Origin of the sequence: Streptomyces sp. NBC_01478 (genome assembly GCF_036227225.1) — a bacterium.
Taxonomy (GTDB): Bacteria; Actinomycetota; Actinomycetes; order Streptomycetales; family Streptomycetaceae; genus Streptomyces.
This window is the reverse complement of sequence record NZ_CP109444.1, coordinates 7,793,772-7,819,768: the sequence shown is the minus strand read 5'-3', so window position 1 is coordinate 7,819,768 and position 25,997 is coordinate 7,793,772. Positions and strand designations below refer to the sequence as shown.

Here is a 25,997-nt window from a genome sequence, read left to right as displayed (position 1 = left end):
TACGGCGGTGGGTGTTACACCTTGGCGGCGACCGGAGCAGGGTCGACGATCTTCGACTCCAGCTCGTGGCTGATCTTCCGCTCCACGAAGAACGCGGCCGTCGGGATGGTCCCCGCGAGCAGCACCCAGAGCTGCTTGCCGACCGGCCACTTCGCCTTGGAGCCCAGGTCGAACGCGAAGAGCAGGTAGACGACGTACAGCCAGCCGTGCGCGATGGCGACGACCTCGGTGAAACTCCCGGCGCCGTCGATCTTGAGGAGGTACTTGGCGATCATGCTGAAGCACAGCAGGACCAGCAGGACACCCGTGACGTACGCCATGACGCGGTAGCGGGTCAGCACGCTCTTTTTCATGAGGACGAGCGTAACGACCGGTTCCTGGCGATCTTTCCCCGGGTCAGTCCTCGTCCTTCGCCCGGGTCAGTCCTCGTCGAAGTCCGCCGCCGCGACCCTGAGCGGCCGCAGCATCGCGAAGATCTCCGCGCACTCCTCGGCGTCGTAGGCACCGAGACCGAAGTCCATCTCCATGAGGTCGCGGGTCGCCGCGTCGCAGACCTCGCGGCCCTTGTCGGTGATGGAGGCGAGGGTGCCGCGGCCGTCGTTGGGGTTGGGGCGCTTGGCGACGAGGCCGGACCTCGCCAGGCGGTCCACGGTGTTCGTCACGGACGTGGGGTGCACCATGAGCCGCTCACCGATCTTGGACATCGGCAGCTCGCCCGCCTTGGAGAAGGTGAGCAGCACCAGTGCCTCGTAGCGCGCGAAGGTCAGTCCGTACGGCTTGACGACCGCGTCGACCTCGGCGAGCAGGATCTGCTGTGCCCGCATGATCGAGGTGATGGCGGCCATCGAGGGCACGTTTCCCCAGCGCTGTTTCCAGTGTTCGTCGGCGCGGGCGATGGGGTCGAAAGGGAGACTGAGGGGCTTCGGCACGGCACCAGACCTTACCGGCCGGTCACATCGTGGTCAGCCCCGTCTCGTCTTTCGGTCCCCCGGCGGTCCTGCGGGCCTCCACGGCGAGCAGGGCGCAGCACACCGTGCCGAGCGCCCCGGCGCCCACGACCGCCCCGCGTACCCCGGCGAACTCGGCGGCCACACCGGCCAGGGCCATGCCCACGCCCTGGATGGCCATCAGCCCGGCGGTGAGCAGGGTCATGGCCCGGCCGCGCAGTTCCTCGGGCACGTCCCGTACGAACCACTGGTCGAGGCCCAGCGTGTACGCGGACCCGGCGCCGGCGACCGTCAGCAGCGCGAGGGAGACGGCGAGGCCCGGCCGACAGGCGTAGCCGAGATAGGGAAGCAAGGTGCAGCAGACCAGCGGGAGGGCGATCCGCTGCCGGGTCGCGGGGCGCAGCCGGGAGCCGGCGTACAGCTCGCCGGCGATCGTGCCGACGGGCAGGGCGCACATCAGCAGCCCCAACCCGGTCGAACCGGCGCCGAGTTCGGCCGCGTAGGGCGCGGCGAGTGCCTCCGGGGCGACGGCGAACATCGCCGGGAGCCAGAAGAGCAGGAGCAGCGCCCGCACCCGGCGGTCGGCGAGGACCTGCCGGGCGCCCTTGAGGGAGTCGGCCAGCAGGGCGCCCCCGCCGCTGCTCCGGGCGGGGCGGCGCCGGGTGCCGAGGCGCAGCAGGGCGGCGGAGGTGAGGAAGGTGGCGACGGTGATCAGCAGGGCGTGCCGCGGGGAGACCACGGTGAGCAGCAGACCGCCGAACCCGAACCCGACGAGCAGCGCGCTCTGCGACACGATCCGCAGCAGCGAGCGGCCGAGGACGAAGAGGTCGCCGTCGCCGAGGATGTCGGCGAGCGTCGCCATCCGGGTGCCCGCGAACACGGGTGAGACGACGGCGAGGGCGCAGCGGAGCAGCAGCAGGACGGCGATGCCGGTGCCCGGCGTCACCATCGCGGCGACGCAGGCCGCGCACACCAGGTCGCAGACCACCAGCACACGTCGGGCCGGGTAGCGGTCGGCGACCCCGGCGAGCAGTGTCCCGCCGATCAGATACGGCAGGAAGCCCACCGCGAACGCCAGCGCGCTCATCAGGGGCGAGCCGGTGAGGTCGTAGACGAGGACGGAGAGCGCGATCTCGGTGACGACGACGCCGAGGAGGGAGAGCGCGTGCGCGGCGAAGACGACGCGGAACTCGGGGACGGCGAGGACACGGCGGTAGCCGGTGGGTGGTTCGGGCGGGGCTTGGAGCATGGGCAGCAGCGTGCTCGGCGGCGCCGAGGCATCCTAGAGTTTCGGGCACGGCCGAATCTTCCGAGCCGATTCTTCTGGTCTGGTTCTTCTCGTTTCTTCTGGTTCTTCTGGTTCTTCTGGGGGTGGGGCATGCCGTCGCGGCTGTATTTCGGGGAGGACGACTTCCTCAGGTGCCGGTTCGCCGTGTCGCCGCTCTGGGAGACGCAGGAGGTGGTGCGCACGCTCAAGCGGCCCGAGCGGCAGGGCTATCACACGGCCTGGCTGCGGCGGACCGGTGCGGCGGCGGCCGGCCTCGATCTCGCGCCGCTGTGGCTGCTGATGCCGCAGACCGGGCACTGTCCCGACTGGCTGTGCCCGCCGCCGATCGGGCCCTCGGCCACCTTCGAGCAGGAGATCGCCGCCGTCCGCGCGGCCGATCCGGCACAGGCCCGGGCAGACACGGCCAAGTCACTGGCGGACACCCCGGGCGCGCTGGAGTCCGCGCGCGGCCGGGCCTGGCTGCGTGAACCCGCCCGCATGATCGAGGAGTTGGCGGATGCGATGGAGGCGGTCTGGCGCACCCTGGTCGCACCGGACTGGCCACGGCTGCGCGCCCTGCTGGAGGCGGACATCGCCTTCCACTCGCGTCGGCTCGCCGAGGTCGGGCTGGGTGTGCTGCTCCCGGAGATCAGCCGGCACTGCGCCTGGGACGCCGGCACGCTGACCGTGGACTTCCGGGGCGAGCACGAGCGCCGGCTCGGCGGCCAGGGCCTGGTGCTGCTGCCGAGCGTCTTCATCTGGCCGAACGTGGTGAGCACCTTCGAGCACCCCTGGCAGCCGACGCTCGCCTACCCGGCCCGTGGCATAGGCGCCCTGTGGGCCGAGCCCGCCGACCACACCCCGGACGCGCTGCTACGACTGCTGGGGCGCGGCCGGGCCACCGTGCTGGCCGCCCTCGACGAACCCGCCTCCACGACCGCCCTCGCCCACCGTCTCCGTCTCGCGCCCTCGTCAGTGTCCGCGCATCTGACGGTGCTGCGCGACGCGGGCCTGCTCACGGCGCGACGCTACGGCCATCAGGTGCTCTACGAACGGACACCGCTGGGGATCGCGCTGGCCACGGGCGGCGACTGACTGCACGCCACCGGGAATCCGCCACGGCCTCACCCGACGACCGACCCGCACTCCAGAGCTCGACACGGTGCGCCGACACCCGACACCGCACACCACCGGGAATCCGCGCCCACCTGAGGCGCCGGCCGCCCGACACACCAACACCCGACCCGGCGCACGAAAAAGCACCCCCAGGAACCCGCCCCGACCTCACGCGGCAGCCGACCGGCACGCCGGGGCCCAGCACAGTGCAGGACCGGCCGACCGGCGCGCCAGGGCCCGGTGCGGTGATGCATCGTCCACAATTGCTGACGAATCATCACTTAATGTCCCCTCGCGCAAGGGAGCGGCATGTCCCGGCTGATCCGAACGTTCGCGGTGCTCTCGGTGTTCGGGCTGGCGGTGGGCTGTTCGTCCGGCGCCGACGTCGACGAGGCCGCCGTCGCCGGTGCCCGGTCCAAGGACCCGGCACACTCCACGTCCTTCTGGGTCGACCCGGCGAGTCCGGCGGCCGAGCAGATCCAGATGTGGGAGCGGGAGGGGCGTACCCAGGACGCCGCACTGCTCAAGCGGATCGCCGAGGAGCCGGCCGCACTGTGGCCGGCCGGGGAGCTCGACCCCGGCCCGGTGATCAAGGCGGCGACCGCGGCCGCGCGGCAGGAGGGGCGTACGGCGGTCTTCGTGGCGTACGACATTCCGCACCGGGACTGCGGTCAGCACTCGGCCGGCGGGGCGGCGGACGCGGACGCCTACCGGGCGTGGATCGGGAAGTTCGCCGAGGCGCTGGGGAACTCCAAGGCGCTAGTCGTGCTCGAACCCGATGCCGTCGCGCACATGGTGGACGGGTGCACGCCTGGCGAATACCAGGGCGAGCGGGAGCAGTTGCTGAGCGAGGCGGTCGTCCGGCTGAAGCAGCAGTCCGGGACGAAGGTGTATCTCGACGCGGGCAACCCGGCCTGGATCCAGGACCCTTGGAAGCTGGTGGAACCGTTGAAGCGGGCCGGCGTCGAGGAGGCCGACGGGTTCTCCCTCAACGTGTCCAACTTCCAGACGGACGCCGTGACGAAGAAGTACGGCGTCCGGTTGTCCCGGGACCTCGGCGGCAAGCACTTCGTCGTCGACACCAGCCGCAACGGCAACGGGCCGCTGCCCGGCGCCTGGTGCAATCCGCCGGGCCGGGGCCTGGGCACCCGCCCGACCACCGACACCGGCGAGGCATCCCTGGACGCCTATCTGTGGATCAAGCGGCCCGGGGCCTCGGACGGTACGTGTGAGGGCGGGCCGGACGCCGGGCAGTGGTGGCCGGAGTACGCCCTGGAGCTGGCACGCAACTCCAAGGCGTAGCACGGCAGTTCAGTTCAGCCGGGTCAACTTCACTGCACCTGAAGCCACTTGGCCTCCGACGGCGTGCCCTGCGCGTCCGTCACGAACAGCATGTACCAGCCGGGCGGCACCAGCGCCCGGTCGTTCGGTACGTCCACGGTCACCGACTTGCCGTCCTTGACCAGGCCGAGCTCGATGGAGCGCTGCTCGACGTCGGTCGTGTGCGTGACCGAACTCGGCCGCATCAGACGGGCCTTGACGACGCGGTCGGGGTGGTCGGTGCGGAAGGTCGCCCGGTGGTGGCGGTCCAGGGTTTCCGGACCGTCCTGCAGTACGGGCCTGTCGCCGCCGTTCTTGTGCAGCGCGGGCGGGGTGAAGATCTCCATGCGCTGCTCGAAGTGGCCCAGTTTGGTGTTGGCCTGGTCGTCGAAGAGCGGGTCGGAGCCGAACGTGACGACTCTGCCGTCGGGCAACAGCAGTGCCTCGGAGTGGTAGTTGCGGCCGACCATCGGGGCGGCGGCCTCGCGGAAGGCGTTGCCCTTCGGGTCGTAGAACTGCGCCTTGAAGATGTTGCTGGCGCTGCGGCCCCGGTAGTCCGAGGAGCCGTTGGTGGTGAAGACCGAGTCGTCCGGCATGATCACGCTGTTCAAGTACCGCGTGCCCTGGGGGAGATCGGGTCCGTCCTTGAAGACGGGGCTGTCCTGCTTGAGGTCGACGACCGCCGTGCGCGGGGTCGACTTCTTGGACTCGCCGACGCCTCCGCCGCCGAGGATCATCACCTTCTGGTCCTGGGCGGGCGGGAGGAGCAGCGAGGAGGAGGTCTCGGTCTCCTCGGGGTCGCGCAGCCCGGCCACCTTGGTGAACTTGTTGGTCTTCAGGTCCCAAAGGCCGGGCTCACGGCCCTTGTTGGCGGGTCCGTAACCGGCGTTGGAGGCCGGGTAGAAGAGCTTGCCGCCCTTGGTGAGGAAGAGGGCCGGGTAGGTGGGGAAGTAGCGCTTGGGGCCCGGGGTCCACTTCCTGGTCTTCGGGTCGTAGATCTCGTTGTCGCCCTGGTCGATCACACCGACGTCGTCGAGCCCGGAGACGGCGAGGACGCGGCCGTCGTCGAGGCCGACGAGGGTCGGGTACCAACGGGCCTTGTCCATCGGGTCGACGGAGATGTACCGCTCGGCCTTCGGGTCGAACTCGTAGGCGGCGCGGATGCCTTGGTAGTCCTGCTTGTCGAGGGTGATCTTCTCGGAGAGGCCGTAGGTGTTGTTCGCGTCGATGCCCTTGAGGCCGACGACGTCGTACTGGGCCTGCTTCTCGGTGACCGACATCGGGCCCGCCTCGGTCGCCTCGACGAAGACGCGGACCTCGCTCGCGGTGACCTTGGTCTGCCAAGGTTGCATCACACCACGGGCGTTGTACGTGACCTTGAACTCGCGTTTGGCCTTGGGGACGGTGACGTCGAACCTGGTGACGTAGTCGACGCCGGCCGGTGAGCGGAAGACGGTGCCCTTCTTCAGGAACATCGGCTTGTTGGGGTTCTCGTTCTTGACGCGCATGCCGCCGCCGGCCCGCTTGACCTCGCCGTCGAGGCGTTCGTAGCGGGCGGTGCCGCCGGCCACCAGCAGGTTGCCGCTGGGGAGTTGGCTGTGTCCGCCGCAGAAGAAGTCGACCGGGGTCGGGATCTTCTTGAAGGTGTTGGCCTTCGGATCCCACAACACGGTGTCGAAGGATCCCGCGTTGAACTTCTTCTGCTCGTTGCCCGAACCGGCCACGATCAAGACCTTGCCGGTGTGCAGCAGCGAGGCGTGGATGGCGTTGGTGCGGTACTCCTTCGGGATGTCGATCTGGTCCCAGGAGCCGTACTTGGCCATGTAGCCGGGCCGCGTGATCTTGTACTCGTGGTACTGCTCACCGGCGAAGTCGAGGGCGGCCGGCGCGTTGAGGCCGGCCAGGACGGCGATGCCGCCGATACCGAGGACGGTCTTCCTGGTTTTCTGGGACGGCTGGTACGCCATGGTCTAGCTACCCCCTGTCGTGGTGCTGGAGACGGACGGACCGGCCCCGGTGGTGGCGAGCGCGGGCTCGGCCGTGTCGACGGTGCGCGCGCCGCCGAGCAGCGCGTGCCGCTCCCGGCGCTCCTTGACCAGCGAGCCGACCCAAACGCCCAGCGGGGCAAGGGAGATGACCATCGCGAGGACCGCCCAGGTGCGCATGGCCGCGTGGGTGTGGTCGAGGATCACCGAGGCGGCCAGCGAGGTCGCCAGGAGGATCGCCCAGAAGAGATGGATCCGGAAGGTCATCACCCGGTCCGGGCTGGCGTCGCCGCCCTTGGGGGTGACGACGAACCGGCTGGGCCGCCGGATGAGCGCCTCACCGAAGGACTTCAGGTAGATGGGCGCGGAGAGCGCCGACATCGCCATGCCCGCGAGACCGCCCGATCCCTCGGGCTCGTGCGGGGAGACGTTGTGCCGCCGGTTCCAGAGGTAGAGCCCGATCTGGAGGGCCGCCGCGTCGCTGTAGAGCATCAGCCACACCGAGGCGGCGACCTGGGTGCCGGAGGCCCCGAACCACAGGAACAGGAAGCAACTCATGATGCCCAGCAGCCAGTTGACGGCCGTCATCGGGTAGTAGACGAGCATCATCGTGTACGAGAACAGCCGTCCCGGAGGCATCGTGAACGGCGCCCTCCAGTACTGCTTGATGAGCGTCTCGTACGTGCCCCGCGACCACCGCATCTGCTGCGTGAAGAAGTCGGTCCAGGAGGCCGGCCCCTCCCCCACCGCGAGCACGTCCGGGGTGTAGACGGACCGCCAGTGCGTGCGGGTCAACGGGTTGCGGTGGCGGTGGAGTTCGAAGCCGGTGGCCATGTCCTCGGTGATGGAGTCGTACAGCCCGCCGATCTGTTTGACGGCCGCGATCCGTACGACGTTGTTGGTGCCGACGAACATGGGGGCGCGGTAGCGGTTGCCGGCGCGCTGGATCAACGCGTGGAAGAGGAACTGCTGCGACTCGGCGGCCTTGGTGACGGGGTTGTGGTAGTTCCCGTACACCTGAGGTCCCACGACGAAGGCCACGTCCGGGTCTCGGAAGTAACCCATCATCCGCTCAAGGAAGTTGGGGAGCGGAACGTGGTCGGTGTCGACGGAGGCGAAGAACTCGTAGTCGCCGCCGTGCATCGCGATCCAGGCGTTGTAATTGCCGTGCTTCGTACGGGCCTTGTGGACGCCCTTGGGGCGGTTCCACTCGGGAACCCCGTGCCGGGTGAAGTGCCGTACGCCCAACTCGGCGCACAGGGCCTTGGCTTGCTCGTCGTCACCTTCGTCGAGGAGCCAGACGTCCACCGGTCCGGTGTGGGTGACCTTGACCGCGCCTTCGAGGGTGGCGCGGACCATGGAGAGGGGTTCCTTGCCCGGGACGTACGTCGTGAGGAAGGCGACGCGGGTGCCGGCCTCGGGGACGACGGGGATCGGGTCGCGGGCGACCAGGGTGGCGTGGGCGACGGAGGCGACGTTGACGACCATGAACAGTTCGATGAGGCCGATGGCTATCAGCATCGCGACGTCGAGGCCGACCATCCACTCCTGACCGCCCTCGCGCTCGACCCAGTGGGTGGGCCAGACGAGGTAGACGAGCAGGGCGGCGGTGAGCACCGGGGCGAGGCTCATCAGGAGGACAGCGCGTATTCGGTGGGGCTCGCGCGAGAGGAGCGAGGTGTACTGCACCTGGTACGACGCACCGGACGGCTCGGTGAGCGGCCCGGCCAGTCGGCTGTAGGTGTCGTAGTCGTAGCCCTCCGGCCGCACAGCGCCCTCCAATGATTGAGGAGTGATCGACGCCCGGGGACCGCCGGAGCCGTTGGGTTCCGAAGATCGACCGGACCGATAACCCCACACAAGTGGAGAATTGAGGGCGTGTCGAACTGGGTGCGTCCAGGTGGGTGGGGGGTTGCCTCCGGCGGCGGAACGGGGTGCGGGGGCGGCTCGGGGAGAATGCCCCGGTCATGATCCTCAGCAGCGTCCCGGGAGGCACCCGCATGCACGACACCGCCGATCTCATCGCCGAGACCTACGCGCTCGGCGCCGGACCGTGGACGCTGACGCCCGTCACCCGGGGCGCGCTGGGCCAGATCTGGAAGCTGTCCGGCAACGGTTCCTCGTGGGCCGTCAAGGAACTGCTCTTCGGCTGCGACGAGAACCAGGTCCGCCGGGAGGCCGCGTTACGGGCGGCGTCGGAGAGGCTGGGCATCGCGTCGCCGCGGCTGATGCCCCATAGGGAGGGGACACATGTCTCCCGCCTGGACCCCGGCTCCGGTTCCGGCTCCGGTCTCCCTTCCACCTCCGGTTCCGGCCCTTCCGCCGGCTCCCACATCAAGCTGTACGACTGGATCGACGGGACCCCCGCGGACGTGTCCGACCCGGACATCCTGGACTGGTTCGGGCGGACCATGGCGCTGCTGCACCGGGCAGGGGCGGGCGAGAGCGAGCTGCCGGGCGCCTGGTACGAGCGGTGCCCTCAGGACGCCGAATGGGAGGACCTGCACGGGAGGGTGCGGCGGGCCGGGCTGCCGTGGGCGGACGCGCTGGGCCGGTTCATCGGCACCTCCGCACAGGAGTTGGCGCGGTGGGTGACCCCGTCCGACCCCGGCGACCTGGTGACGTCCCACCTCGACCTACAGCCGCAGAACGTCCTGGTCACCCCGGCCGGCCCCGTCCTCCTCGACTGGGACAACGCCGGATCCGCTTCGGCGGAACGGGAGTTGGCCCGCGCCCTGTTCGTGTGGTCGGGCGGGAACGAGGGTCGCGTCGAGGCGGGCGTGCGGGTCGCGCGGGCCTATCGGAGTGCCGGGGGCCGTGCCGTCGTACAGGGGCCGCAGTCCTTCTCGATGCTCTTCGCGACCGACCTCAACTACGTGTACGTCCAGGCGGAGTGCGCGATCGACCCGACGGTGACGGCGGAGCAACGGGAGTTCGCGAACGGGCAGGTCGTCGCCGCGCTGGGGCGGGTGCCGGACCTGGGGGTCGTGGCGCGGTTGAGTGGGGCGGTGGAGGAGGTGCGGTGAGCGACTGCGGGGCGGTGATGGGGAGTCGCGGGTGACGGCTCGGGCGCGGTGAGGAGACGATCGACGCGGTCATGGCCGGGCTGACGAAGGTGCCGGCCCAGGTCCGACCGGTCGTGGTCCGACCGGTCGTGGTCTTCGTCGAGGAGCGCGCCGGGGCCGCAGGGCAGGAATGCCCTGGGCCCCGGCTTTGGATCCCGGCTTTGGACCCCAGCCCCTCATCTCCCAAGGGTGTTCGCGCTACTCCGCCAGATGCCGCTCGACCGTCTCCACCTTGGACGTGAGGCCGTCCGTCACCCCGGGGCGGATGTCCGCCTTGAGGACGACCGAGACGCGCGGGGCGCGGGCCTCGACCGCGGCGACCGCGCGCTTGACGACGTCCATGACCTCGTCCCAGTCGCCCTCGACGCTGGTGAACATCGCGTCGGTGCGGTTGGGCAGGCCGGACTCACGGACCACGCGGACGGCGTCGGCGACGTACTCCCCCACGTCCTCGCCGACACCCAGCGGTGTCACGGAGAAGGCGACGATCATGCGTTCACGATCCCTTGCTGGCGGGCGCGGGAGGCGATGAGCGCGTTCTCGGCCTCGCGCTTGAGCTTGCGCTCGGCGAAGAAGCCGCCGGTGGGCAGCACGGAGAGGACGAAGTAGAAGGCCGCGGTCTTCGCGCCCCACTTGGTGCGGTTCCAGGCGTCGATCCAGAAGAGGACGTAGAGGATGAAGAGGACGCCGTGGACCATGCCCATCACAGGCACCGCGTTGAAGTCCGTGGTCCGCTTCAGCACCGAGCAGACGAGCAGGAGGAGGAAGGACACGGCCTCGGGGGCCGACACCAGGCGGAGGCGGCGGATGGCGGTGGCGGTCTTGATGTCCACAGGTCACCTTCGGTGAGGGAGACGTCCACAGTTTGTGAACGCGAGCACAAACGTTCACCCATTGTGGCAAACGGCTGAGCGAGCCGGGACCGGGGGTCGAGACTGGGGTTCGAGACCGAGGTCCGCCGCCGACATCCCGGGAGCGCCCGTGCAGTTCGTTTTCTTCATGACGCTGCCCGGGCTTGTGGTCCTGCTGACCGCACTCGCCTTCCTCGACCAACTGCTCCTGAAGGCCGGCCGCGCGGGAATGCTCCCCTGGCGGAACGCGGGCCGGCAGGGCCAGATATCCGCGACCGGCTTCGAGCAGTTGCACGCGAGCCTGTCGCCGGGCAAGCAGACCGAGCTGAAGGAACGGCAGAGCGCGCTGGTGATGCGGGACGACGAGGAGGACGGGGACCCGCCGTGGTCCACGGTCGACCTGGGCGCGGGAACGGCGGTCGTACGACTGCGCGGCGCGTCCGGCGAAGCGTCCCGCGACACTCCCTAGGGGGCAGGTCAGGGTCGTTCTCCACCCACAGGCCCTGTCCTCGACCGCGCCCGTGCGGTTACCTTCGCACCGTGGCGATGTTTCGACTCCAGGGCAGCAAGGTGCTCGCCGTCGACATGACCGGGGACGCCGTGAAGGCGAAGAACGGCTCGATGGTCGCGTACGACGGGCAGATGGCCTTCAAGAAGATGAGCGGCGGCGGTGAGGGCATCCGGGGGATGGTGACCCGGCGGCTCACCGGTGAGCAGATGACGGTGATGGAGGTGAGGGGGCAGGGGACCTGCTGGTTCGCGGACCGGGCGTCCGAGATCAACCTCGTGAATCTCCAGGGGGACAAGCTGTACGTCGAGTCGAGCAACCTGCTCGCGACCGACGCGGGCCTCAGGACGGGCACGACGTTCACGGGAATGCGCGGCGCCTCGCAGGGCAACGGCCTGTTCACGACGACCGTCGAAGGGCACGGCCAGGCGGCGATCGTGTCGGACGGCCCCGCGGTGGTGCTGCGGGTGAGCCGGCAGTACCCGCTGACCGTCGACCCCGGCGCGTACATCGCGCACCAGGGGAACCTGAACCAGTCTTTCCAGTCCGGTGTGACCTTCCGCACACTCTTCGGAGAGGGCGGCGGCGAGGCCTTCCAGATCCGCTTCGAGGGCGACGGGCTCGTCTACGTCCAGCCCAGCGAGCGGAACACGATCGCGGGGGACGTGTGACATGACGTTCACCGAGATCAACTCGAAGATGATCCAGGCCACGGTGATGCCGGGCCAGCGGCTGTACAGCCAGCGCGGCGCGATGCTCGCCTACAAGGGCGACGTCTCCTTCACCCCGAACATCCAGGGCGGCCAGGGCGGCGTCATGTCGATGATCGGGCGCCGGGTGGCGAACGAGGCGACCCCTCTGATGACCGTCGAGGGCAGCGGCACCGTGATGTTCGGTCACGGCGGCCACCACATCCAGATCATCGAGCTCACCGGCGACACCCTCTACGTGGAGGCCGACCGCCTGCTCGCCTTCGAGGGCACCTTGCAGCAGGGCACGATGTTCATGGGCTCGCAGGGCGGGGTCATGGGCATGGTCCGCGGCCAGGTCACCGGCCAGGGTCTGTTCACGACCACGCTCCAGGGGCGGGGCGCGGTCGCCGTGATGGCCCACGGCGGGGTCTTCGAGGTGCCGATCACCCCCGGCAGACCCGTCCATGTCGACCCGCAGGCCTACGTCGCCCACCACGGCGACGTACGCAACAAGCTGTCCACGGCGCTCGGTTGGCGCGACATGGTGGGCCGGGGCTCCGGCGAGGCGTTCCAACTGGAGCTGAGCGGCAGCGGCGCGGTGTACGTCCAGGCGTCGGAGGAGAAGCTGTGAGCCAGTACGCGGGGTCCGGCCCCACGGTCTACGACCCGATGACCCTGCCGGTCGACGACAACGTCAACAAGTACACCTTCTGCGTGGAGCTCAAGGGGAGCCAGTGGTTCCTGCAGAAGGGCAAGATGATCGCCTACTACGGCTCGATGGAGTTCAACGGCATCGGGCACGGGCGACTCGACCGACTTGTCCGTACGTCCTTCCATTCGCCTCTGCACGCGAGCGACTGGGTCGTGGCGGAGGGCTCGGGCAAGATGCTGCTCGCCGACCGGGCCTTCGACGTCAACTCGTACGACCTCGAAGACGGCAACCTGACCATTCGCTCGGGCAACCTGCTCGCTTTTCAGCCAACTCTCGCGCTCAAGCAGTCGATCGTTCCCGGTTTTCTGACACTGATCGGCACCGGCAAGTTCGTGGCCGCGTCGAACGGCCCGGTGGTGTTCATGGAACCCCCGATCAGAGTGGACCCGCAGGCCCTCGTCGGCTGGGCCGACTGCCCCTCCCCGTGCCATCACTACGACCACGCGTACATGACCGGCCTGATGGGCGGCCTACGTGCGATGACGGGCATCGGCGGGGCCTCCGGCGAGGAGCACCAGTTCGAGTTCGTCGGAGCGGGCACGGTGCTGCTCCAGTCCTCGGAGACCCTCATGGCCGAGCAGGCCACCGGGGTTGTGCCGCACGAGCCAGGGGTACCGGGCGGAGGCGGGGCCCCCACAGGCCCCGCACAGCAAGCGGGCGTACCGCGCCTTCCCGGACAGCTCGGGGACCTCCAGCGTCGCTTCGGGCTGTGAGCGGTAGTCTGCGGAGTGTGACGTCGAACGTGTGCGCGCCGTCACGCCACCCTCACTAGTTCGCCTTTCAACATTTTAGGTAGACTTCATTCATGGAGACCGAGACGGCCACGCGCTGGCTGACCGATGAGGAGCAGTGCGCCTGGCGCACCCACCTGGAGGTCAACAGGCTGCTGACGTACCAACTCGAGAAGGATCTGCAGCCGTTCGGCCTGACGATGAACGACTACGAGATTCTGGTGAATCTCTCCGAGGCGGAGGACGTACGGCTGCGGATGAGCGACCTCGCGGCCGCCACGCTCCAGTCCAAGAGCCGCCTCTCGCACCAGATCACGCGCATGGAGAACGCGGATCTGGTCCGGCGTGAGAACTGCGAGTCGGACCGCCGGGGACTGTACGCGGTGCTGACCGAGCACGGCCTGGAGACGATGAAGAAGGTCGCGCCCCATCATGTGGCGTCCGTACGGCGGCACTTCATCGACCTCGTCACTCCCGAGGGCCTGTCGGAACTCGACAAAACACTGAAGCCGATCGCGGAACATCTGCGAGGCCAACGGGGTCGTCCCTAGGTCGAAGCGGGGGTCCGGGGGCGGCCGCCCCCGGACCCCCGCTTCGTCCCTGAAGGGGCCTGGTCCTCAAATCCCGTGCACGGCAACGCCCTTCTTTCAGGGGTGCGGGGCTGTGTCCGATGTGCGGCTACCGCCGCGTGGGCGCGACCAGCCACGACGAACCGGCAGCCAAGACAAGGCCCCACCGTTCGCGCTGCAACAGCCCCCGGTCGCCGACGAGTTCGGCCCACACGGAGCGCATGGCGGGTCCAAGTGGGGGCGCGCACATGCCCGTCAGCGCAGCCACCGTGCCGAGCACCACCTCCGGTGTCCCGGGGCGCCAGGTCACCGCGTACCGGTTGGTGAGAGTGCTCAGCGCTGAACTGTGCCTGAGCCAAGCCGTCAGCAACCGTTACGACGTCGACGTCAGCCCCGCCACCAACTCGTCCGCCGCCCGGTACACGTCCAATTCCCCCGCCACCACCCGCTCCGCGAGCGCGCCGACGCGGCGGTCTCCGTGCAGGTCGCCGATGCGGGCGCGCAGCGCGGTGACCGCGATCGTCTCGACCTCGCGGGCGGCACGGGCCGCGCGGCGCTCCGCGAGGACGCCGTGCTCCTCCATCCACGCCCGGTGCTTCTCCAGGGCCTCCACGACCTCGTCGATGCCCTCGGCGCGGGAGGCGACCGTCTTGACGATCGGGGGGCGCCAGTCGCCGGGGCCGCGGGACTCGCCGAGGCCGAGCATGTGGTTCAGCTCGCGGGCCGTCGCGTCGGCGCCGTCGCGGTCGGCCTTGTTGACGACGTACACATCGCCGATCTCCAGGATTCCGGCCTTCGCCGCCTGGATGCCGTCGCCCATACCGGGAGCGAGCAACACCACGCTGGTGTCGGCCTGGGAGGCGATCTCCACCTCCGACTGGCCGACGCCGACCGTCTCCACCAGGATCACGTCGCAGCCCGCCGCGTCGAGGACGCGGATCGCCTGCGGGGCGGACCAGGCGAGGCCGCCGAGGTGGCCGCGGGTGGCCATCGAGCGGATGTAGACGCCCGGGTCGGAGGAGTGGTCCGACATGCGGACGCGGTCGCCGAGCAGGGCACCGCCCGAGAACGGCGAGGACGGGTCGACGGCCAGGACGCCGACCCGCCTGCCCTGCTTGCGGTACGCGGTGACCAGCGCGGAGGTCGAGGTCGACTTGCCGACGCCCGGCGATCCCGTGAGGCCGACGACGTACGCCCCGCCGGTCAGCGGTGCGAGGGCCGCCATGACCTCCCTGAGCTGGGGGGACGCCCCCTCCACCAGGGAGATCAGCCGGGCCACGGCACGCGGCCGGCCTTCCCTGGCCTGGGCCACCAGCGAGGCGACGTCCTCCATCACAGCTCCGTTCCCTTGCCGACGTGCGAGAAAGTACTGCTGCTCAGGCCTTGGGTACCCGCACGATCAGCGCGTCACCCTGACCGCCGCCGCCGCACAGCGCCGCCGCGCCGACCCCGCCGCCGCGCCGCTTGAGCTCCAGCGCCAGGTGCAGCACCAGACGGGCGCCGGACATGCCGATGGGGTGGCCCAGGGCGATGGCGCCGCCGTTGACATTCACCTTTTCCGTGGACACCCCGAGGTCCTTCATTGACTGCACCGCGACGGCGGCGAAGGCCTCGTTGATCTCGATCAGGTCGAGGCTCTCGACCTCCAGGCCCTCCTTCTTCAGGGCGTGCAGGATCGCGTTGGAGGGCTGGGACTGGAGGGAGTTGTCCGGGCCCGCCACGTTCCCGTGGGCGCCGATCTCCGCGATCCACTCCAGGCCCAGCTCCTGCGCCTTGGTCTTGCTCATCACGACCACGGCGGCGGCGCCGTCCGAGATCTGCGAGGAGGTGCCGGCGGTGATCGTGCCGTCCTTCGCGAACGCGGGGCGCAACTTGCCGAGCGACTCGGCCGTGGTCTCCGCGCGGATGCCCTCGTCCTTGCTGAAGACGACGGCCTCGCCCTTGCGCTGCGGGATCTCGATGGGCGTGATCTCGGCCTCGAAGACGCCCTTCTGCTGGGCGGCGGCGGCCCGCTGGTGGGAGAGCGCGGCGACCTCGTCCTGCTCGGGGCGCAGGATGCCGAGGCGCGTGTTGTGCTTCTCCGTGGACTCGCCCATGGCGATGTTCTCGAAGGCGTCGGTCAGGCCGTCGTGGGCCATCGCGTCGAGCATCTCGATCGCGCCGTACTTGTATCCCTCGCGGGACTTGGGGAGCAGGTGGGGGGCGTTGGTCATGGACTCCTGGCCGCCCGCGACGATCACGTCGAACTCACCTGCACGGATGAGCTGGTCGGCGAGCGCGATGGCGTCGAGGCCCGAGAGACAGACCTTGTTGATGGTGAGCGCCGGGACGCTCATGGGGATGCCCGCCTTGACGGCGGCCTGGCGTGCCGGGATCTGCCCTGCCCCGGCCTGGAGCACCTGGCCCATGATCACGTACTGCACCTGGTCGCCACCGATACCCGCACGGTCGAGGGCGGCCTTGATCGCGAAGCCGCCGAGATCGGCTCCGGAGAAGGACTTCAGGGAGCCCAGCAACCGTCCCATGGGCGTCCGGGCGCCCGAGACGATCACCGAGGTCGTGCTGTTCGTTCCAGACATGAGGTGCGATCCCCTTCCAGCATGTTTCAGCTGAGGAGTGAACGAGGGTTTACTTGAAATGTACTGAGCGGTAGACCACCCCGTCATCGGGCCGTCGGTGTGATCGCGCGCACGTTGCGTAACCATCCGGTGAGCGCTGCACTACATACATGCTGACGCGAATCGACCACATCGGGATCGCCTGCTTCGACCTCGACAAGACAGTCGAGTTCTACCGGGCCACGTACGGCTTCGAGGTGTTCCACTCCGAGGTCAACGAGGAGCAGGGCGTACGCGAGGCCATGTTGAAGATCAACAACACGGACGACGGCGGCGCCTCCTACCTCCAGCTCCTCGAACCGACCCGCGACGACTCCGCCGTAGGAAAGTGGCTGGCGAAGAACGGGGAGGGGGTCCACCACATCGCCTTCGGTACGGCGGATGTCGACACGGACTCCGAGGACATTCGCGGGAAGGGCGTACGCGTTCTGTACGAGGAGCCCCGACGCGGCTCCATGGGGTCACGGATCACGTTCCTGCACCCAAAGGATTGCCATGGCGTACTGACAGAACTGGTCACTTCGGCGCCTGTTGAGTCACCTGAGCACTGACCCTCGTACATATGGGCCGGTAGGGTTGGGGTCGGTCGTCGCTCGCAACCAGGACGACCGCATGCCGGGGTCCGGTTTCGGGGGGCGAGCGTCGGGGCAGCAGCCCGTGCTCGGCCGTTGATCTGACACCATTCCCCGGGAGCCCCGTCCGGCGGATGGACGGAGCTCGTTGGAGTAAACCGCGACCAGGGGACGGATGGGACCGCGCAGTGCGGGGCTACGAACGCCAGGAGCGAGAGCCGGCGGCTGACGTCGACCACCTCTCTCGGTTCGAGGCCGAGATGGAGCGGCTGAAGACCGAGCGGGAAAAGGCGATCCAGCATGCCGAGGACCTCGGCTACCAGGTCGAGGTGCTGCGCGCCAAGCTGCACGAGGCGCGCCGCACCCTCATGTCCCGGCCGGCTTACGACGGCGGTGACATCGGCTATCAGGCCGAGCAGATGCTTCGTAATGCCCAGGTCCAGGCCGACCAACTGCGGCAGGACGCCGAGCGGGAGCTGAGCCAGGCCCGCGCGCAGACCCAGCGCATCCTCCAGGAGCACGCCGAGCAGGCCGCGCGCCTCCAGGCGGAGCTGCACCAGGAGGCGGTGACCCGGCGCCAGCAGCTCGACCAGGAGCTGGGCGAGCGCCGGCAGACCGTCGAATCGCACGTCAACGAGAACGTGGCGTGGGCCGAGCAGTTGCGCGCCCGCTCCGAGTCCCAGGCCCGCCGGCTCGTCGAGGAGTCCCGCGCCGAGGCCGAGCAGGCGCTGGCCGCCGCCCGCGCCGAGGCCGAGCGGGTCGCCACCGAGGCCCGGCAGCGGCTGGAGATGGACGCCGAGGCGGCCCGCGCGGAGGCCGAGCAACTCCTGCGCCGCGCCCGCACGGACGCCGAGCGGCTGCTGAACGCGGCCTCCAGCCAGGCCCAGGAGGCCACCGACCACGCCGAGCAGCTCCGCAGCTCCACGGTCAACGAGTCGGACTCCGCCCGCCGCCAGGCCACCGAGCTGAGCCGGGCCGCCGAGACGCGCATGGCCGAGGCCGAAACCTCACTGCGTGAAGCGCGGCTGGAGGCCGAGAAGGTCCTCTCCGAGGCCAAGGAGGCCGCCGCCAAGGCCCTCTCCAGCGCCGAGTCGGCCAACGAGCAGCGCACGCGGACGGCGAAGGAGCAGGTCGCCCGGCTGGTCACGGAGGCCACCAAGGAGGCCGAGACCACCAAGTCGGACGCCGAGCAGATCGTCGCCGACGCCCAGGCCAAGGCCGACAAGATCGTCGCGGAGGCCGAGGACAACGCGCGCAGCCTCACCGCCGAGGAGACCGCCTCCCAGCTCGCCAAGGCCGCCCGTACCGCCGAGGACGTCCTCGACAAGGCGTCCGAGGACGCGAAGAACACCACGAAGGCCGCCACCGAGGAGGCCGAGCGGATCCGCTCCGAGGCGGAGGCCGAGGCCGACCGGCTGCGCGCCCAGGCGCACGACATCGCCGAGGGACTCAAGGGCGCGGCGAAGGACGACACCAAGGAGTACCGCGCCAAGACGGTCGAGCTGCAGGAGGAGGCGCGCCGACTGCGCGGCGAGGCCGAGCAGTTGCGCGCCGACGCGGTCGGCGAGGGCGAGCGCATCCGCGCCGAGGCCCGCCGCGAGGCCGTCCAGCAGATCGAGGAGGCGGCCAGGACCGCCGAGGAACTGCTGTCCAAGGCCCGGGCCGACGCCGACGAGCTGCGCCAGACCGCCACCACGGACAGCGAGAAGGTCCGTACGGAGGCCATCGAGCGCGCCACCACCCTGCGCCGCCAGGCCGAGGAGACCCTCGACCGCACCCGCAAGGAAGCCGAGCGGCACCGCTCGGAGGTCATCGAGCAGTCCGAGGGCATCAAGGCCGACGCCGAACAGGCGGCGCGCGACCTGCGCGACGAGACCGAGCGGGCCATAGAGGCACGCCGCGAGGAGGCCGCCGAGGGCCTGACGCGGCTGCACACCGAGACCGAGGAGCGGCTCGCCGCTGCCGAGCAGGCGCTGACCGACGCCCGTGAGGAGGCCGAGCGGATCCGCCGCGAGGCCGCCGAGGAGACGGAACGCCTGCGCGGCGAGGCCGCCGACCGCATCCGCTCCCTCCAGGCGCAGGCCGAGGCGGAGGCCGACCGGCTGCGCAACGAAGCGGCAGCCGACGCGTCCGCCTCCCGCGCCGAGGGCGAGGCCATCGCCGTACGCCTGCGGTCCGAGGCGGCCGCGGAGGCCGAGCGGCTCAAGACCGAGGCGCAGGACACCGCCGACCGGGTGCGCGCGGAGGCGCAGGCCGCCGCCGAGCGGCTGGCCACCGAGGCGTCGGAGACGCTGGCCGCCGCCCAGGAGGAGGCCGTACGGCGTCGTCGTGAGGCCGAGGAGCTGCTCGGGTCGGCCCGTGAGGAGGCCGGGCAGGAGCGCGAGCGGGCCCGCGAGCAGAGCGAGGAGCTGCTGGCCTCGGCGCGCAACCGCGTGGAGGAGGCGCAGTCCGAGGCGCTGCGGCTGGTCGAGGAGGCCGACCGGCGCGCCACCGAGATGGTGTCGGGCGCCGAGCAGCACGCGCAGCAGGTACGGGAATCCGTCGCCGGGCTGCACGAGCAGGCCCAGGAGGACATCCAGGGGATCAGGTCGGCCGCCGAGCACGTGGCGGACCGCACCCGGCGCGAGGCGCAGGAGGAGGCGGACCGGGTCCGCGCCGACGCCTACAGCGAGCGGGAGCGGGCCACCGAGGACGCCAACCGCGTCCGGCGCCGGGCGGCCGAGGAGACGGACGCCGCCAAGGCCCTTGCGGAGCGCACCGTTTCGGACGCCATCGCGGAGGCCGAGCGGCTGCGGGCCGAGGCCGCCGAGCACACCCAGCAGGCGCGCACGGAGGCGGCGGACGCGATCGCGCAGGCCGACCAGGACGCGGCGCGGGCCCGGGCGGACGCCCGTGAGGACGCCAACCGCATCCGTTCGGACGCGGCGACGCAGGCCGACACCCTCATCACCGAGGTGACGGCGGAGGCGGAGCGGCTCCAGACGGAGACGATCAACGAGGCGGAGCGCGTGCGGTCGGAGGCCGTCGCCAAGGCCGGGCAGTTGATCTCGGACGCGACCGGGGACGCGGAGCGGCTGCGGGCCGAGGCCGCCGAGACGGTCGGTGCCGCGCAACTGCACGCCGAGCGGACCCGGAGCGAGGCCGCGCGGCTCAAGGCGGACACCGAGGCGGAGGCGGAGCGGGTCACCGCGGCGGCGCGCGAGGAGTCCGAGCGGACCCTGGACGAGGCCCGCAAGGAAGCCAACAAACGCCGGTCGGACGTGGCCGAGCAGGTCGACACCCTCATCACGGAGACCGCGGCGGAGGCCGACAAGCTGCTCGGCGAGGCCCAGCAGCAGGCGCAGAAGACGACGGCGGACGCCGAGGCACAGGCCGACTCGATGGTCGGCGCGGCCCGCGCCGAGGCCGACCGGCTGGTGGCCGAGGGCACGATCGAGGGCAACACCCGGGTGGAGCAGGCCCGTACGGACGCGGACGAGCTGCTGGTCGGCGCGCGCCGGGACGCCACCGCCATAAGGGAGCGGTCCGAGGAGCTGCGCGACCGCATCACGACGGAGATCGAGAACCTGCACGAGCGGGCCCGCCGTGAGTCCGCCGAGACGATGAAGTCGGCCGGCGACCGCTGCGACGCGCTCATCAAGGCGGCCGAGGAGCAGCTCGGCAAGGCCCAGATGAAGGCCAAGGAGCTGGTCTCGGAGGCCAACTCCGAGGCGGGCAAGGTCCGTATCGCCGCCGTGAAGAAGGCCGAGGGTCTCCTCAAGGAGGCCGAGCAGAAGAAGGCCACGCTGATCCGTGAGGCCGAGGAGCTGAAGGTCGAGGCGATCCGCGAGGCCCGCCGCACGGTCGAGGAGGGCAAGCGCGAACTCGACGTGCTGGTCCGCCGCCGCGAGGACATCAACGCCGAAATCTCCCGTGTCCAGGACGTCCTCGAGGCGTTGGAGTCTTTCGAGGCCCCGACTGCGGCCAAGGACGGCGGGGTCAAGGCGGCAGCCACCGCGGGCGCAACTCGTTCGGGTGGCAAGTCGGTTGAAGGCTAGCGAAAGCTTGGAACCTGCTGTGAGGTTCGGGCGTTCTGGGGCCTTTGACCCGGTCTTTGGCAAGCGGTCGGACGGTTAGCCACTCAAAAGGGGTGTCATTCTCCAGATCAAACACGCATCCGCTCGATGACACACCGCTTCGGCCCCTAGGATTCCACCTATCACCTCACCGGTCTCATTCGACAGGAACCCCATGAGCGACACTTCCCCCTACGGCTTCGAGCTTGTGCGGCGTGGGTACGACCGCGCTCAGGTGGACGAACGCATCTCGAAGCTCGTCTCCGACCGTGACAGCGCTCTGGCCCGTATCACTGCTCTTGAAAAGCGCATCGAGGAGCTCCACCTCGAAACGCAGAACGCCGCGGCCCAGGTAAGCGACGCAGAGCCGTCGTACGCCGGTCTCGGCGCGCGGGTCGAGAAGATCCTCCGCCTCGCCGAGGAAGAGGCCAAGGACCTGCGTGAGGAGGCCCGGCGCGCGGCCGAGCAGCACCGCGAACTCGCGGAGTCCGCTGCTCAGCAGGTCCGCAACGACGCAGAATCGTTCGCTGCGGAGCGCAAGTCCAAGGCCGAGGACGAGGGCGTCCGGATCGTCGAGAAGGCCAAGAGCGACTCCGCGCAACTGCGTGGCGAAGCCCAGAAGGACGCCCAGCAGAAGCGCGAGGAGGCCGACGCCCTCTTCGAGGAGACCCGCGCCAAGGCCGCGCAGGCCGCCGCCGACTTCGAGACGAACCTCGCCAAGCGCCGCGAGCAGTCCGAGCGCGACCTGGCGTCGCGTCAGCAGAAGGCCGAGAAGCGCCTCGCGGAGATCGAGCACCGCGCGGAGCAGCTCCGGCTGGAGGCCGAGAAGCTGCGCACGGACGCCGAGCGCCGCGCCCGTCAGACGGTGGAGACGGCTCAGCGCCAGGCCGAGGACATCGTGGCCGACGCGAACGCCAAGGCCGACCGCATCCGTTCGGAGTCCGAGCGCGAGCTGGCCGCCCTGACGAACCGTCGCGACAGCATCAACGCCCAGTTGACGAACGTGCGCGAGATGCTCGCCACGCTCACCGGCGCCGCGGTGGCCGCCGCGAGCTCGCCGGTCGAGGACGAGCCGATCTCTCGTGGAGTTCCGGCTCAGCAGTCCCGGTAGTCACGCGGTAGTCGTACGGCTGAGGCCCGCATTCCCTTCGGGGGTGCGGGCCTCAGCCGTGTCCGGTCACCAGTGGCAGGAACACGTCGTCCACGATCTCCTCCAGCGTCGCGTCCGTGACCGGCCGGTCGCTCAGCACGATCTCGTGGCGCAGAAGGTCCGTGGGCAGGGTGACGATCCGCTCGGGGAGATCCGCGGTGGGTACCTCACCGCGCTCGGCGGCCCGCTCCAGCACCGTCGTCATCACACCGTGCATGATCTCGACGGCTTCCGGCTTCCTGTCGCCGGCCTCGGCCATCAGTCCGTGGACGACTTCCGGGCCGAGTTCGCGCTGCCGCTCGGACATCAGCCGCAGCACGGCGAGGACGTCCTCGCGCAGTGAACCGCTGTCCGGGGCCCGGTCCGCGATGGACCCGCTGTGGTGGCGCATGGCGGCGATGACGAGGTCCGCACGGTTGCGCCAGCGGCGGTAGAGGACCTGTTTTCCGGTACGGGCCCGGGCGGCGACGCCCTCCATGGTGAGCCTGGTGTATCCGACCGCCGCCAGCTCGGCCCAGGCGGCGTCCAGGATGTCGGCCTCCAGGGCGGCACCCCGCCGCCGTGTGCCCTCCTCGGTCATCCGCACACCTCCGTTAAGAGACCTTGCGTCTCCAATCCCGGTCAGCCTATCGTCCTCTTTAGAGACGCACCGTCTCTTAAAATCCGGGAGAGATCCGCATGCCCAAGGAACGCCTCGACCCCGCCGTCCGCAAGCTCGCCGGCATCCTCGTCCTCGGTGCCCTCGCCCCGCTCCTCGACAGCACGATCGTCTCCATAGCCCTGCACTCCCTGGGCCACGACCTGAACGCCTCCACGACGAGCCTGCAATGGGTCAGCACCGCATATCTCCTGGCCCTCGCAACGGTCGTCCCGGTCTCCGGCTGGGCCGTCGAACGCTTCGACTCCCGCCGGGTCTGGCTCGGCGCGCTGACCCTCTTCCTCGCCGGATCGCTCCTCTGCGGACTCGCCTGGAACATCGGCTCGTTGATCGCCTTCCGGGTCGTCCAGGGCATCGGCGGCGGACTGCTGCTCCCCGTCATGCAGACCCTGCTGATGCGGGCCGCCGGAGGCCGCTCCCTCGGCCGCCTGATGGCGGCGATCACCCTGCCCGTCATGGTCGTACCGATCCTCGGCCCGGTCTTCGGCGGCCTGATCGTCGGCCACCTGAGCTGGCGCTGGATCTTCTACGTCAACCTGCCCGTCTGCCTCCTGGCCCTCGCCCTGGCCTGGCGCGGCGTCCCGAAGGACACCCCGAGGTCCGACCACCACCTGGACCTGACGGGCCTCCTGCTCCTCTCCCCCGGCCTCGCCACCCTCGTCTACGGCCTGTCCGAGACCGGCGCCGTCCGCGCGACGGCGATCCCCGTGGGCGCCGTCCTGATAGCCCTGTTCGCCCGCCACGCACTGCGCACCCGCGAACCCCTCGTAGATCTCCACCTCTTCCGGGACCGCGCCTTCGCCGTCTCCTCGCTGCTGACGTTCCTGAACGGGCTCGCGTTGTTCGGCGGGATGTTCCTGCTCCCCCTCTACTACCAACAGGTGCGCGGCGAGGGCGTGATCGCGGCCGGGCTGCTGCTGGCGCCGCAGGGGGTGGGCAGTCTGCTGGCCCGGGTCACCGGACCGCTGACCGACCGCGTCGGCCCGCGCCCGGTCGTGGTGTCGGGCATGCTGCTGTGCGCGCTCGGAACCCTCCCCTTCCTCCTCCCCCACCCCGGTGCCGCGCTGCTCACCGTCGCGCTGGTCGTGCGCGGGCTCGGGGTGAGCGCGGCCAACATGGCGGTCATGGTGGGCGCGTATCAAGGCCTCGACCGCGCCCGCATCCCGCACGCGAGCACCACCGTCCGGATCGTGCAGCAGCTCGGCGGCGGTGTCGGCACCGCCGTACTGGCGACGGTCCTCGCGCACGGACACGGCACCACAGCCTTCTCGCACGCGTTCGGCTGGGCGACGGCGTTCACGGTTGTTGCCTGCGGCGTCGGACTCTGTTTGCCCATTCGGGTGGCAGCGGCCGAACGGGCGTCTTAGCGTGGCCGCATGATCGAGCTCTCGGGGCTGACCAAGCGGTACGGCGACAAGGTGGCGGTGAACAACCTCACCTTCACCGTCAGACCCGGCATCGTCACGGGCTTCCTCGGCCCGAACGGCGCGGGCAAGTCGACGACCATGCGCATGATGCTCGGGCTCGACCGGCCGACCGCCGGTGACGTACGCATCGACGGCCAGCACTACGACCAGCTCAAGGACCCGCTGACGTACATCGGCGCCCTCCTCGACGCCAAGGCCATGCACGGCGGGCGCAGCGCCTTCAACCATCTGCTGTGCCTGGCGCAGAGCAACGGGATCCCGAACAGCCGGGTGCACGAGGTGCTGGACACCGTCGGGCTGACGGCGGTGGCGAAGAAGAAGGCCAAGGGATTCTCGCTGGGCATGGGACAGCGGCTCGGCATCGCGGGCGCGCTGCTGGGCGATCCACGCATCCTCATGTTCGACGAGCCGGTCAACGGGCTCGACCCCGAGGGCATCCACTGGATCCGCAACCTGATGAAGTCCCTTGCCGCACAAGGCCGTACGGTCTTCGTCTCCTCGCACCTGATGAGCGAGATGGCGCTGACGGCCGATCACCTCGTCGTCATCGGCCAGGGCCGGCTCCTCGCGGACACGTCCATGGCGGACTTCATCCAGCAGAACTCGCGGTCGTACGTCCGTATTCGCACCCCGCAGCGCGAGCGGCTGCTCGACGTGCTGCACCAGGCCGGGATCACGGTGGTCGAGTCCGGCAGCGGGGTCCTGGAAGTCGACGGGGGCAAGTCCGAGCAGATCGGTGAACTCGCCGCCTCGCACCAGCTCGTGCTGCACGAGCTGAGTCCCCAACAGGCCTCCCTGGAGGAGGCGTTCATGCAGTTGACCGCGGAGTCGGTGGAGTACCACGCGCACTCCGACACACCTGCGCCACTTCCCGCGGCACCTGCCGAGCAACAGCAGGGCTGGGGCGACGGCTGGAAGAAGGGCTGACATGGCGGCGACCCAGGTCATCCGGTCGGAGTGGACCAAGATCCGTTCCGTGGCGTCGACGATATGGACGCTCTCGCTCGCCCTGGTGGTGACGATCGGGCTCGGCATGCTGATCTCGGCGCTGTCGAAGAGTCAGTTCGACGACATGAGCGCCGAGGACAAGCTGTCCTTCGACCCGACGTTCATCAGCTTCGCCGGGATGAGTCTCGGGCAGCTCGCGATGATCGTGTTCGGGGTGCTCGTCGTGTCGAACGAGTACAGCACCGGCATGATCCGCACCTCGCTGGCGGCCGTCCCGCAGCGCGGCACCTTCCTGTTCGGCAAGATCGCGGTGGCCACCGGGCTCTGTCTCGTCGTCGGCCTGGTGACCAGCTTCGTCACGTTCTTCCTCGGCCAGGCGATGCTCGGCTCCCACAAGGCGGAGATCGGCGACTCGGGTGTGCTGCGCGCGGTGATCGGCGGCGGGCTCTACATGACCCTGATCGCGATGTTCTCCATGGGCATCGCCTCGATGCTGCGCTCACCGATGCTGTCGCTGGGCATCCTGATGCCGTTCTTCTTCCTGATCTCCAACATCCTCGGCAACGTCTCCGCGACGAAGAAGATCGGCCAGTACCTCCCCGACCAGGCCGGCAGCAAGATCATGCAGGTGGTCACCCCGGTCGACGACTCAGCACCGTACGGACCGTGGGGCGGCTTCGGGATCATGGCCCTGTGGGTGGCGGCGGCACTGATCGGCGCGTACGTCCTGTTGAAACGCCGGGACGCGTAGGGCTCCGCCGGTCGAACGGTTCGCGGGGGGGCATCAGCTTCGGGGCGAGCCCGGC

Annotated in this window: 24 protein-coding genes; 14 read left to right on the top strand and 10 right to left on the bottom strand. The window is 69.9% G+C overall.

The window, feature by feature from the left end; translation table 11 throughout:
- Positions 1–14: 14 nt before the first annotated feature.
- From OG223_RS35605 to OG223_RS35595, 3 genes are all read right to left on the bottom strand, one after another.
- Positions 15–353, bottom strand: a complete 339-nt coding sequence (locus OG223_RS35605) for a DUF3817 domain-containing protein (protein ID WP_329257583.1) — start codon at positions 351–353, stop codon at positions 15–17.
- Positions 354–419: 66 nt separating this feature from the next.
- Positions 420–929, bottom strand: coding sequence for a MarR family winged helix-turn-helix transcriptional regulator (locus OG223_RS35600; protein WP_329257580.1), 510 nt, complete (start codon positions 927–929; stop codon positions 420–422).
- A 22-nt stretch (positions 930–951) separates the two neighbouring features.
- Complete coding sequence (locus OG223_RS35595; RefSeq protein ID WP_329257577.1) at positions 952–2,196, bottom strand: MFS transporter; 1,245 nt, start codon at positions 2,194–2,196, stop codon at positions 952–954.
- A gap of 129 nt (positions 2,197–2,325) precedes the next feature.
- Between OG223_RS35595 and OG223_RS35590 the strand changes: the two genes are divergently transcribed.
- Positions 2,326–3,309, top strand: coding sequence for an ArsR/SmtB family transcription factor (locus OG223_RS35590; RefSeq protein WP_329257575.1), 984 nt, complete (start codon positions 2,326–2,328; stop codon positions 3,307–3,309).
- A gap of 330 nt (positions 3,310–3,639) precedes the next feature.
- On the top strand, positions 3,640–4,632 hold the full coding sequence (locus OG223_RS35585; RefSeq protein ID WP_329257572.1) for a glycoside hydrolase family 6 protein: 993 nt from the start codon (positions 3,640–3,642) through the stop codon (positions 4,630–4,632).
- 29 nt (positions 4,633–4,661) lie between these two features.
- Here the strand turns inward: OG223_RS35585 and OG223_RS35580 are convergent, their stop codons facing one another.
- Entirely contained in the window at positions 4,662–6,617 is a 1,956-nt protein-coding gene (locus tag OG223_RS35580; protein ID WP_329257569.1) for a kelch motif-containing protein, read from the bottom strand.
- Between the two features lie 3 nt (positions 6,618–6,620).
- Positions 6,621–8,405, bottom strand: coding sequence for a glycosyltransferase family 2 protein (locus tag OG223_RS35575; protein ID WP_329257567.1), 1,785 nt, complete (start codon positions 8,403–8,405; stop codon positions 6,621–6,623).
- Positions 8,406–8,635: 230 nt separating this feature from the next.
- Between OG223_RS35575 and OG223_RS35570 the strand changes: the two genes are divergently transcribed.
- Complete coding sequence (locus OG223_RS35570) at positions 8,636–9,661, top strand: aminoglycoside phosphotransferase family protein (protein ID WP_329265644.1); 1,026 nt, start codon at positions 8,636–8,638, stop codon at positions 9,659–9,661.
- Positions 9,662–9,898: 237 nt separating this feature from the next.
- On the opposite strand, the gene OG223_RS35565 is transcribed toward OG223_RS35570, so the two are convergent.
- Entirely contained in the window at positions 9,899–10,192 is a 294-nt protein-coding gene (locus tag OG223_RS35565) for an MTH1187 family thiamine-binding protein (RefSeq protein ID WP_215209053.1), read from the bottom strand.
- Positions 10,189–10,533, bottom strand: a complete 345-nt coding sequence (locus OG223_RS35560) for a DUF3817 domain-containing protein (protein ID WP_329257559.1) — start codon at positions 10,531–10,533, stop codon at positions 10,189–10,191. Before OG223_RS35560 ends, OG223_RS35565 begins: the two co-directional genes overlap by 4 nt.
- Before the next feature lie 148 nt (positions 10,534–10,681).
- Here OG223_RS35560 and OG223_RS35555 point away from each other — a divergent pair, with 148 nt between their 5' ends.
- The 5 genes from OG223_RS35555 to OG223_RS35535 all read left to right on the top strand — a co-directional run bounded on the left by OG223_RS35555 (position 10,682) and on the right by OG223_RS35535 (position 13,745).
- Positions 10,682–11,020 (top strand): DUF6191 domain-containing protein, encoded by a 339-nt coding sequence (locus tag OG223_RS35555; protein WP_329257557.1) that lies wholly within the window; start codon positions 10,682–10,684, stop codon positions 11,018–11,020.
- 77 nt (positions 11,021–11,097) lie between these two features.
- Positions 11,098–11,730: an AIM24 family protein gene (locus tag OG223_RS35550; protein ID WP_329265642.1), complete on the top strand. Its 633-nt coding sequence runs from the start codon at positions 11,098–11,100 to the stop codon at positions 11,728–11,730.
- A 1-nt stretch (position 11,731) separates the two neighbouring features.
- A complete protein-coding gene (locus OG223_RS35545; protein ID WP_329257553.1) occupies positions 11,732–12,382 on the top strand; it encodes an AIM24 family protein in 651 nt (216 codons plus the stop codon).
- Positions 12,379–13,176 carry an AIM24 family protein gene (locus tag OG223_RS35540; protein ID WP_329257551.1) on the top strand — a complete coding sequence of 266 codons (798 nt, stop codon included), beginning with the start codon at positions 12,379–12,381 and terminating at the stop codon, positions 13,174–13,176. Before OG223_RS35545 ends, OG223_RS35540 begins: the two co-directional genes overlap by 4 nt.
- Before the next feature lie 92 nt (positions 13,177–13,268).
- Positions 13,269–13,745: a MarR family winged helix-turn-helix transcriptional regulator gene (locus OG223_RS35535; protein WP_329257547.1), complete on the top strand. Its 477-nt coding sequence runs from the start codon at positions 13,269–13,271 to the stop codon at positions 13,743–13,745.
- A 391-nt stretch (positions 13,746–14,136) separates the two neighbouring features.
- Here OG223_RS35535 and meaB read toward each other — a convergent pair whose 3' ends face one another.
- Both meaB and OG223_RS35520 read right to left on the bottom strand, forming a co-directional pair.
- Positions 14,137–15,096, bottom strand: coding sequence for a methylmalonyl Co-A mutase-associated GTPase MeaB (meaB, locus tag OG223_RS35525; protein WP_329257543.1), 960 nt, complete (start codon positions 15,094–15,096; stop codon positions 14,137–14,139).
- A 43-nt stretch (positions 15,097–15,139) separates the two neighbouring features.
- Complete coding sequence (locus tag OG223_RS35520) at positions 15,140–16,342, bottom strand: acetyl-CoA C-acetyltransferase (protein ID WP_329257540.1); 1,203 nt, start codon at positions 16,340–16,342, stop codon at positions 15,140–15,142.
- A 149-nt stretch (positions 16,343–16,491) separates the two neighbouring features.
- On the opposite strand from OG223_RS35520, the gene mce reads away from it, so the two are divergent.
- The 3 genes from mce (at position 16,492) to OG223_RS35505 (ending at position 22,119) form a co-directional block, all read left to right on the top strand.
- Positions 16,492–16,932 (top strand): methylmalonyl-CoA epimerase, encoded by a 441-nt coding sequence (gene mce / locus OG223_RS35515; protein WP_329257537.1) that lies wholly within the window; start codon positions 16,492–16,494, stop codon positions 16,930–16,932.
- A 209-nt stretch (positions 16,933–17,141) separates the two neighbouring features.
- Positions 17,142–20,990 carry a polarized growth protein Scy gene (gene scy, locus OG223_RS35510; protein WP_329257534.1) on the top strand — a complete coding sequence of 1,283 codons (3,849 nt, stop codon included), beginning with the start codon at positions 17,142–17,144 and terminating at the stop codon, positions 20,988–20,990.
- A gap of 193 nt (positions 20,991–21,183) precedes the next feature.
- Positions 21,184–22,119 carry a cellulose-binding protein gene (locus tag OG223_RS35505; RefSeq protein ID WP_033285426.1) on the top strand — a complete coding sequence of 312 codons (936 nt, stop codon included), beginning with the start codon at positions 21,184–21,186 and terminating at the stop codon, positions 22,117–22,119.
- A 52-nt stretch (positions 22,120–22,171) separates the two neighbouring features.
- Here the strand turns inward: OG223_RS35505 and OG223_RS35500 are convergent, their stop codons facing one another.
- A complete protein-coding gene (locus OG223_RS35500) occupies positions 22,172–22,738 on the bottom strand; it encodes a TetR/AcrR family transcriptional regulator (protein ID WP_329257530.1) in 567 nt (188 codons plus the stop codon).
- Between the two features lie 98 nt (positions 22,739–22,836).
- Here OG223_RS35500 and OG223_RS35495 point away from each other — a divergent pair, with 98 nt between their 5' ends.
- Genes OG223_RS35495 through OG223_RS35485 form a run of 3 tightly spaced genes read left to right on the top strand, consistent with a single transcriptional unit; the run spans position 22,837 to position 25,942 of the window.
- Positions 22,837–24,183, top strand: a complete 1,347-nt coding sequence (locus OG223_RS35495) for an MDR family MFS transporter (protein WP_329257527.1) — start codon at positions 22,837–22,839, stop codon at positions 24,181–24,183.
- A gap of 9 nt (positions 24,184–24,192) precedes the next feature.
- A complete protein-coding gene (locus tag OG223_RS35490; protein WP_329257524.1) occupies positions 24,193–25,170 on the top strand; it encodes an ABC transporter ATP-binding protein in 978 nt (325 codons plus the stop codon).
- A 1-nt stretch (position 25,171) separates the two neighbouring features.
- Positions 25,172–25,942 carry an ABC transporter permease gene (locus OG223_RS35485; RefSeq protein WP_329257521.1) on the top strand — a complete coding sequence of 257 codons (771 nt, stop codon included), beginning with the start codon at positions 25,172–25,174 and terminating at the stop codon, positions 25,940–25,942.
- Positions 25,943–25,997 lie beyond the last annotated feature (55 nt).

Bases quoted from the DNA above. Each gene is read 5' to 3' on its own strand.
- OG223_RS35605 (WP_329257583.1), bottom strand. From the start codon at position 353: ATGAAAAAGAGCGTGCTGACCCGCTACCGCGTCATGGCGTACGTCACG.
- OG223_RS35595 (WP_329257577.1), bottom strand. From the start codon at position 2,196: ATGCTCCAAGCCCCGCCCGAACCACCCACCGGCTACCGCCGTGTCCTC.
- OG223_RS35590 (WP_329257575.1), top strand. From the start codon at position 2,326: ATGCCGTCGCGGCTGTATTTCGGGGAGGACGACTTCCTCAGGTGCCGG.
- OG223_RS35585 (WP_329257572.1), top strand. From the start codon at position 3,640: ATGTCCCGGCTGATCCGAACGTTCGCGGTGCTCTCGGTGTTCGGGCTG.
- OG223_RS35580 (WP_329257569.1), bottom strand. From the start codon at position 6,617: ATGGCGTACCAGCCGTCCCAGAAAACCAGGAAGACCGTCCTCGGTATC.
- OG223_RS35570 (WP_329265644.1), top strand. From the start codon at position 8,636: ATGCACGACACCGCCGATCTCATCGCCGAGACCTACGCGCTCGGCGCC.
- OG223_RS35565 (WP_215209053.1), bottom strand. From the start codon at position 10,192: ATGATCGTCGCCTTCTCCGTGACACCGCTGGGTGTCGGCGAGGACGTG.
- OG223_RS35550 (WP_329265642.1), top strand. From the start codon at position 11,098: ATGTTTCGACTCCAGGGCAGCAAGGTGCTCGCCGTCGACATGACCGGG.
- OG223_RS35545 (WP_329257553.1), top strand. From the start codon at position 11,732: ATGACGTTCACCGAGATCAACTCGAAGATGATCCAGGCCACGGTGATG.
- OG223_RS35535 (WP_329257547.1), top strand. From the start codon at position 13,269: ATGGAGACCGAGACGGCCACGCGCTGGCTGACCGATGAGGAGCAGTGC.
- meaB (WP_329257543.1), bottom strand. From the start codon at position 15,096: ATGGAGGACGTCGCCTCGCTGGTGGCCCAGGCCAGGGAAGGCCGGCCG.
- OG223_RS35520 (WP_329257540.1), bottom strand. From the start codon at position 16,342: ATGTCTGGAACGAACAGCACGACCTCGGTGATCGTCTCGGGCGCCCGG.
- mce (WP_329257537.1), top strand. From the start codon at position 16,492: ATGCTGACGCGAATCGACCACATCGGGATCGCCTGCTTCGACCTCGAC.
- OG223_RS35505 (WP_033285426.1), top strand. From the start codon at position 21,184: ATGAGCGACACTTCCCCCTACGGCTTCGAGCTTGTGCGGCGTGGGTAC.
- OG223_RS35500 (WP_329257530.1), bottom strand. From the start codon at position 22,738: ATGACCGAGGAGGGCACACGGCGGCGGGGTGCCGCCCTGGAGGCCGAC.
- OG223_RS35495 (WP_329257527.1), top strand. From the start codon at position 22,837: ATGCCCAAGGAACGCCTCGACCCCGCCGTCCGCAAGCTCGCCGGCATC.
- OG223_RS35490 (WP_329257524.1), top strand. From the start codon at position 24,193: ATGATCGAGCTCTCGGGGCTGACCAAGCGGTACGGCGACAAGGTGGCG.
- OG223_RS35485 (WP_329257521.1), top strand. From the start codon at position 25,172: ATGGCGGCGACCCAGGTCATCCGGTCGGAGTGGACCAAGATCCGTTCC.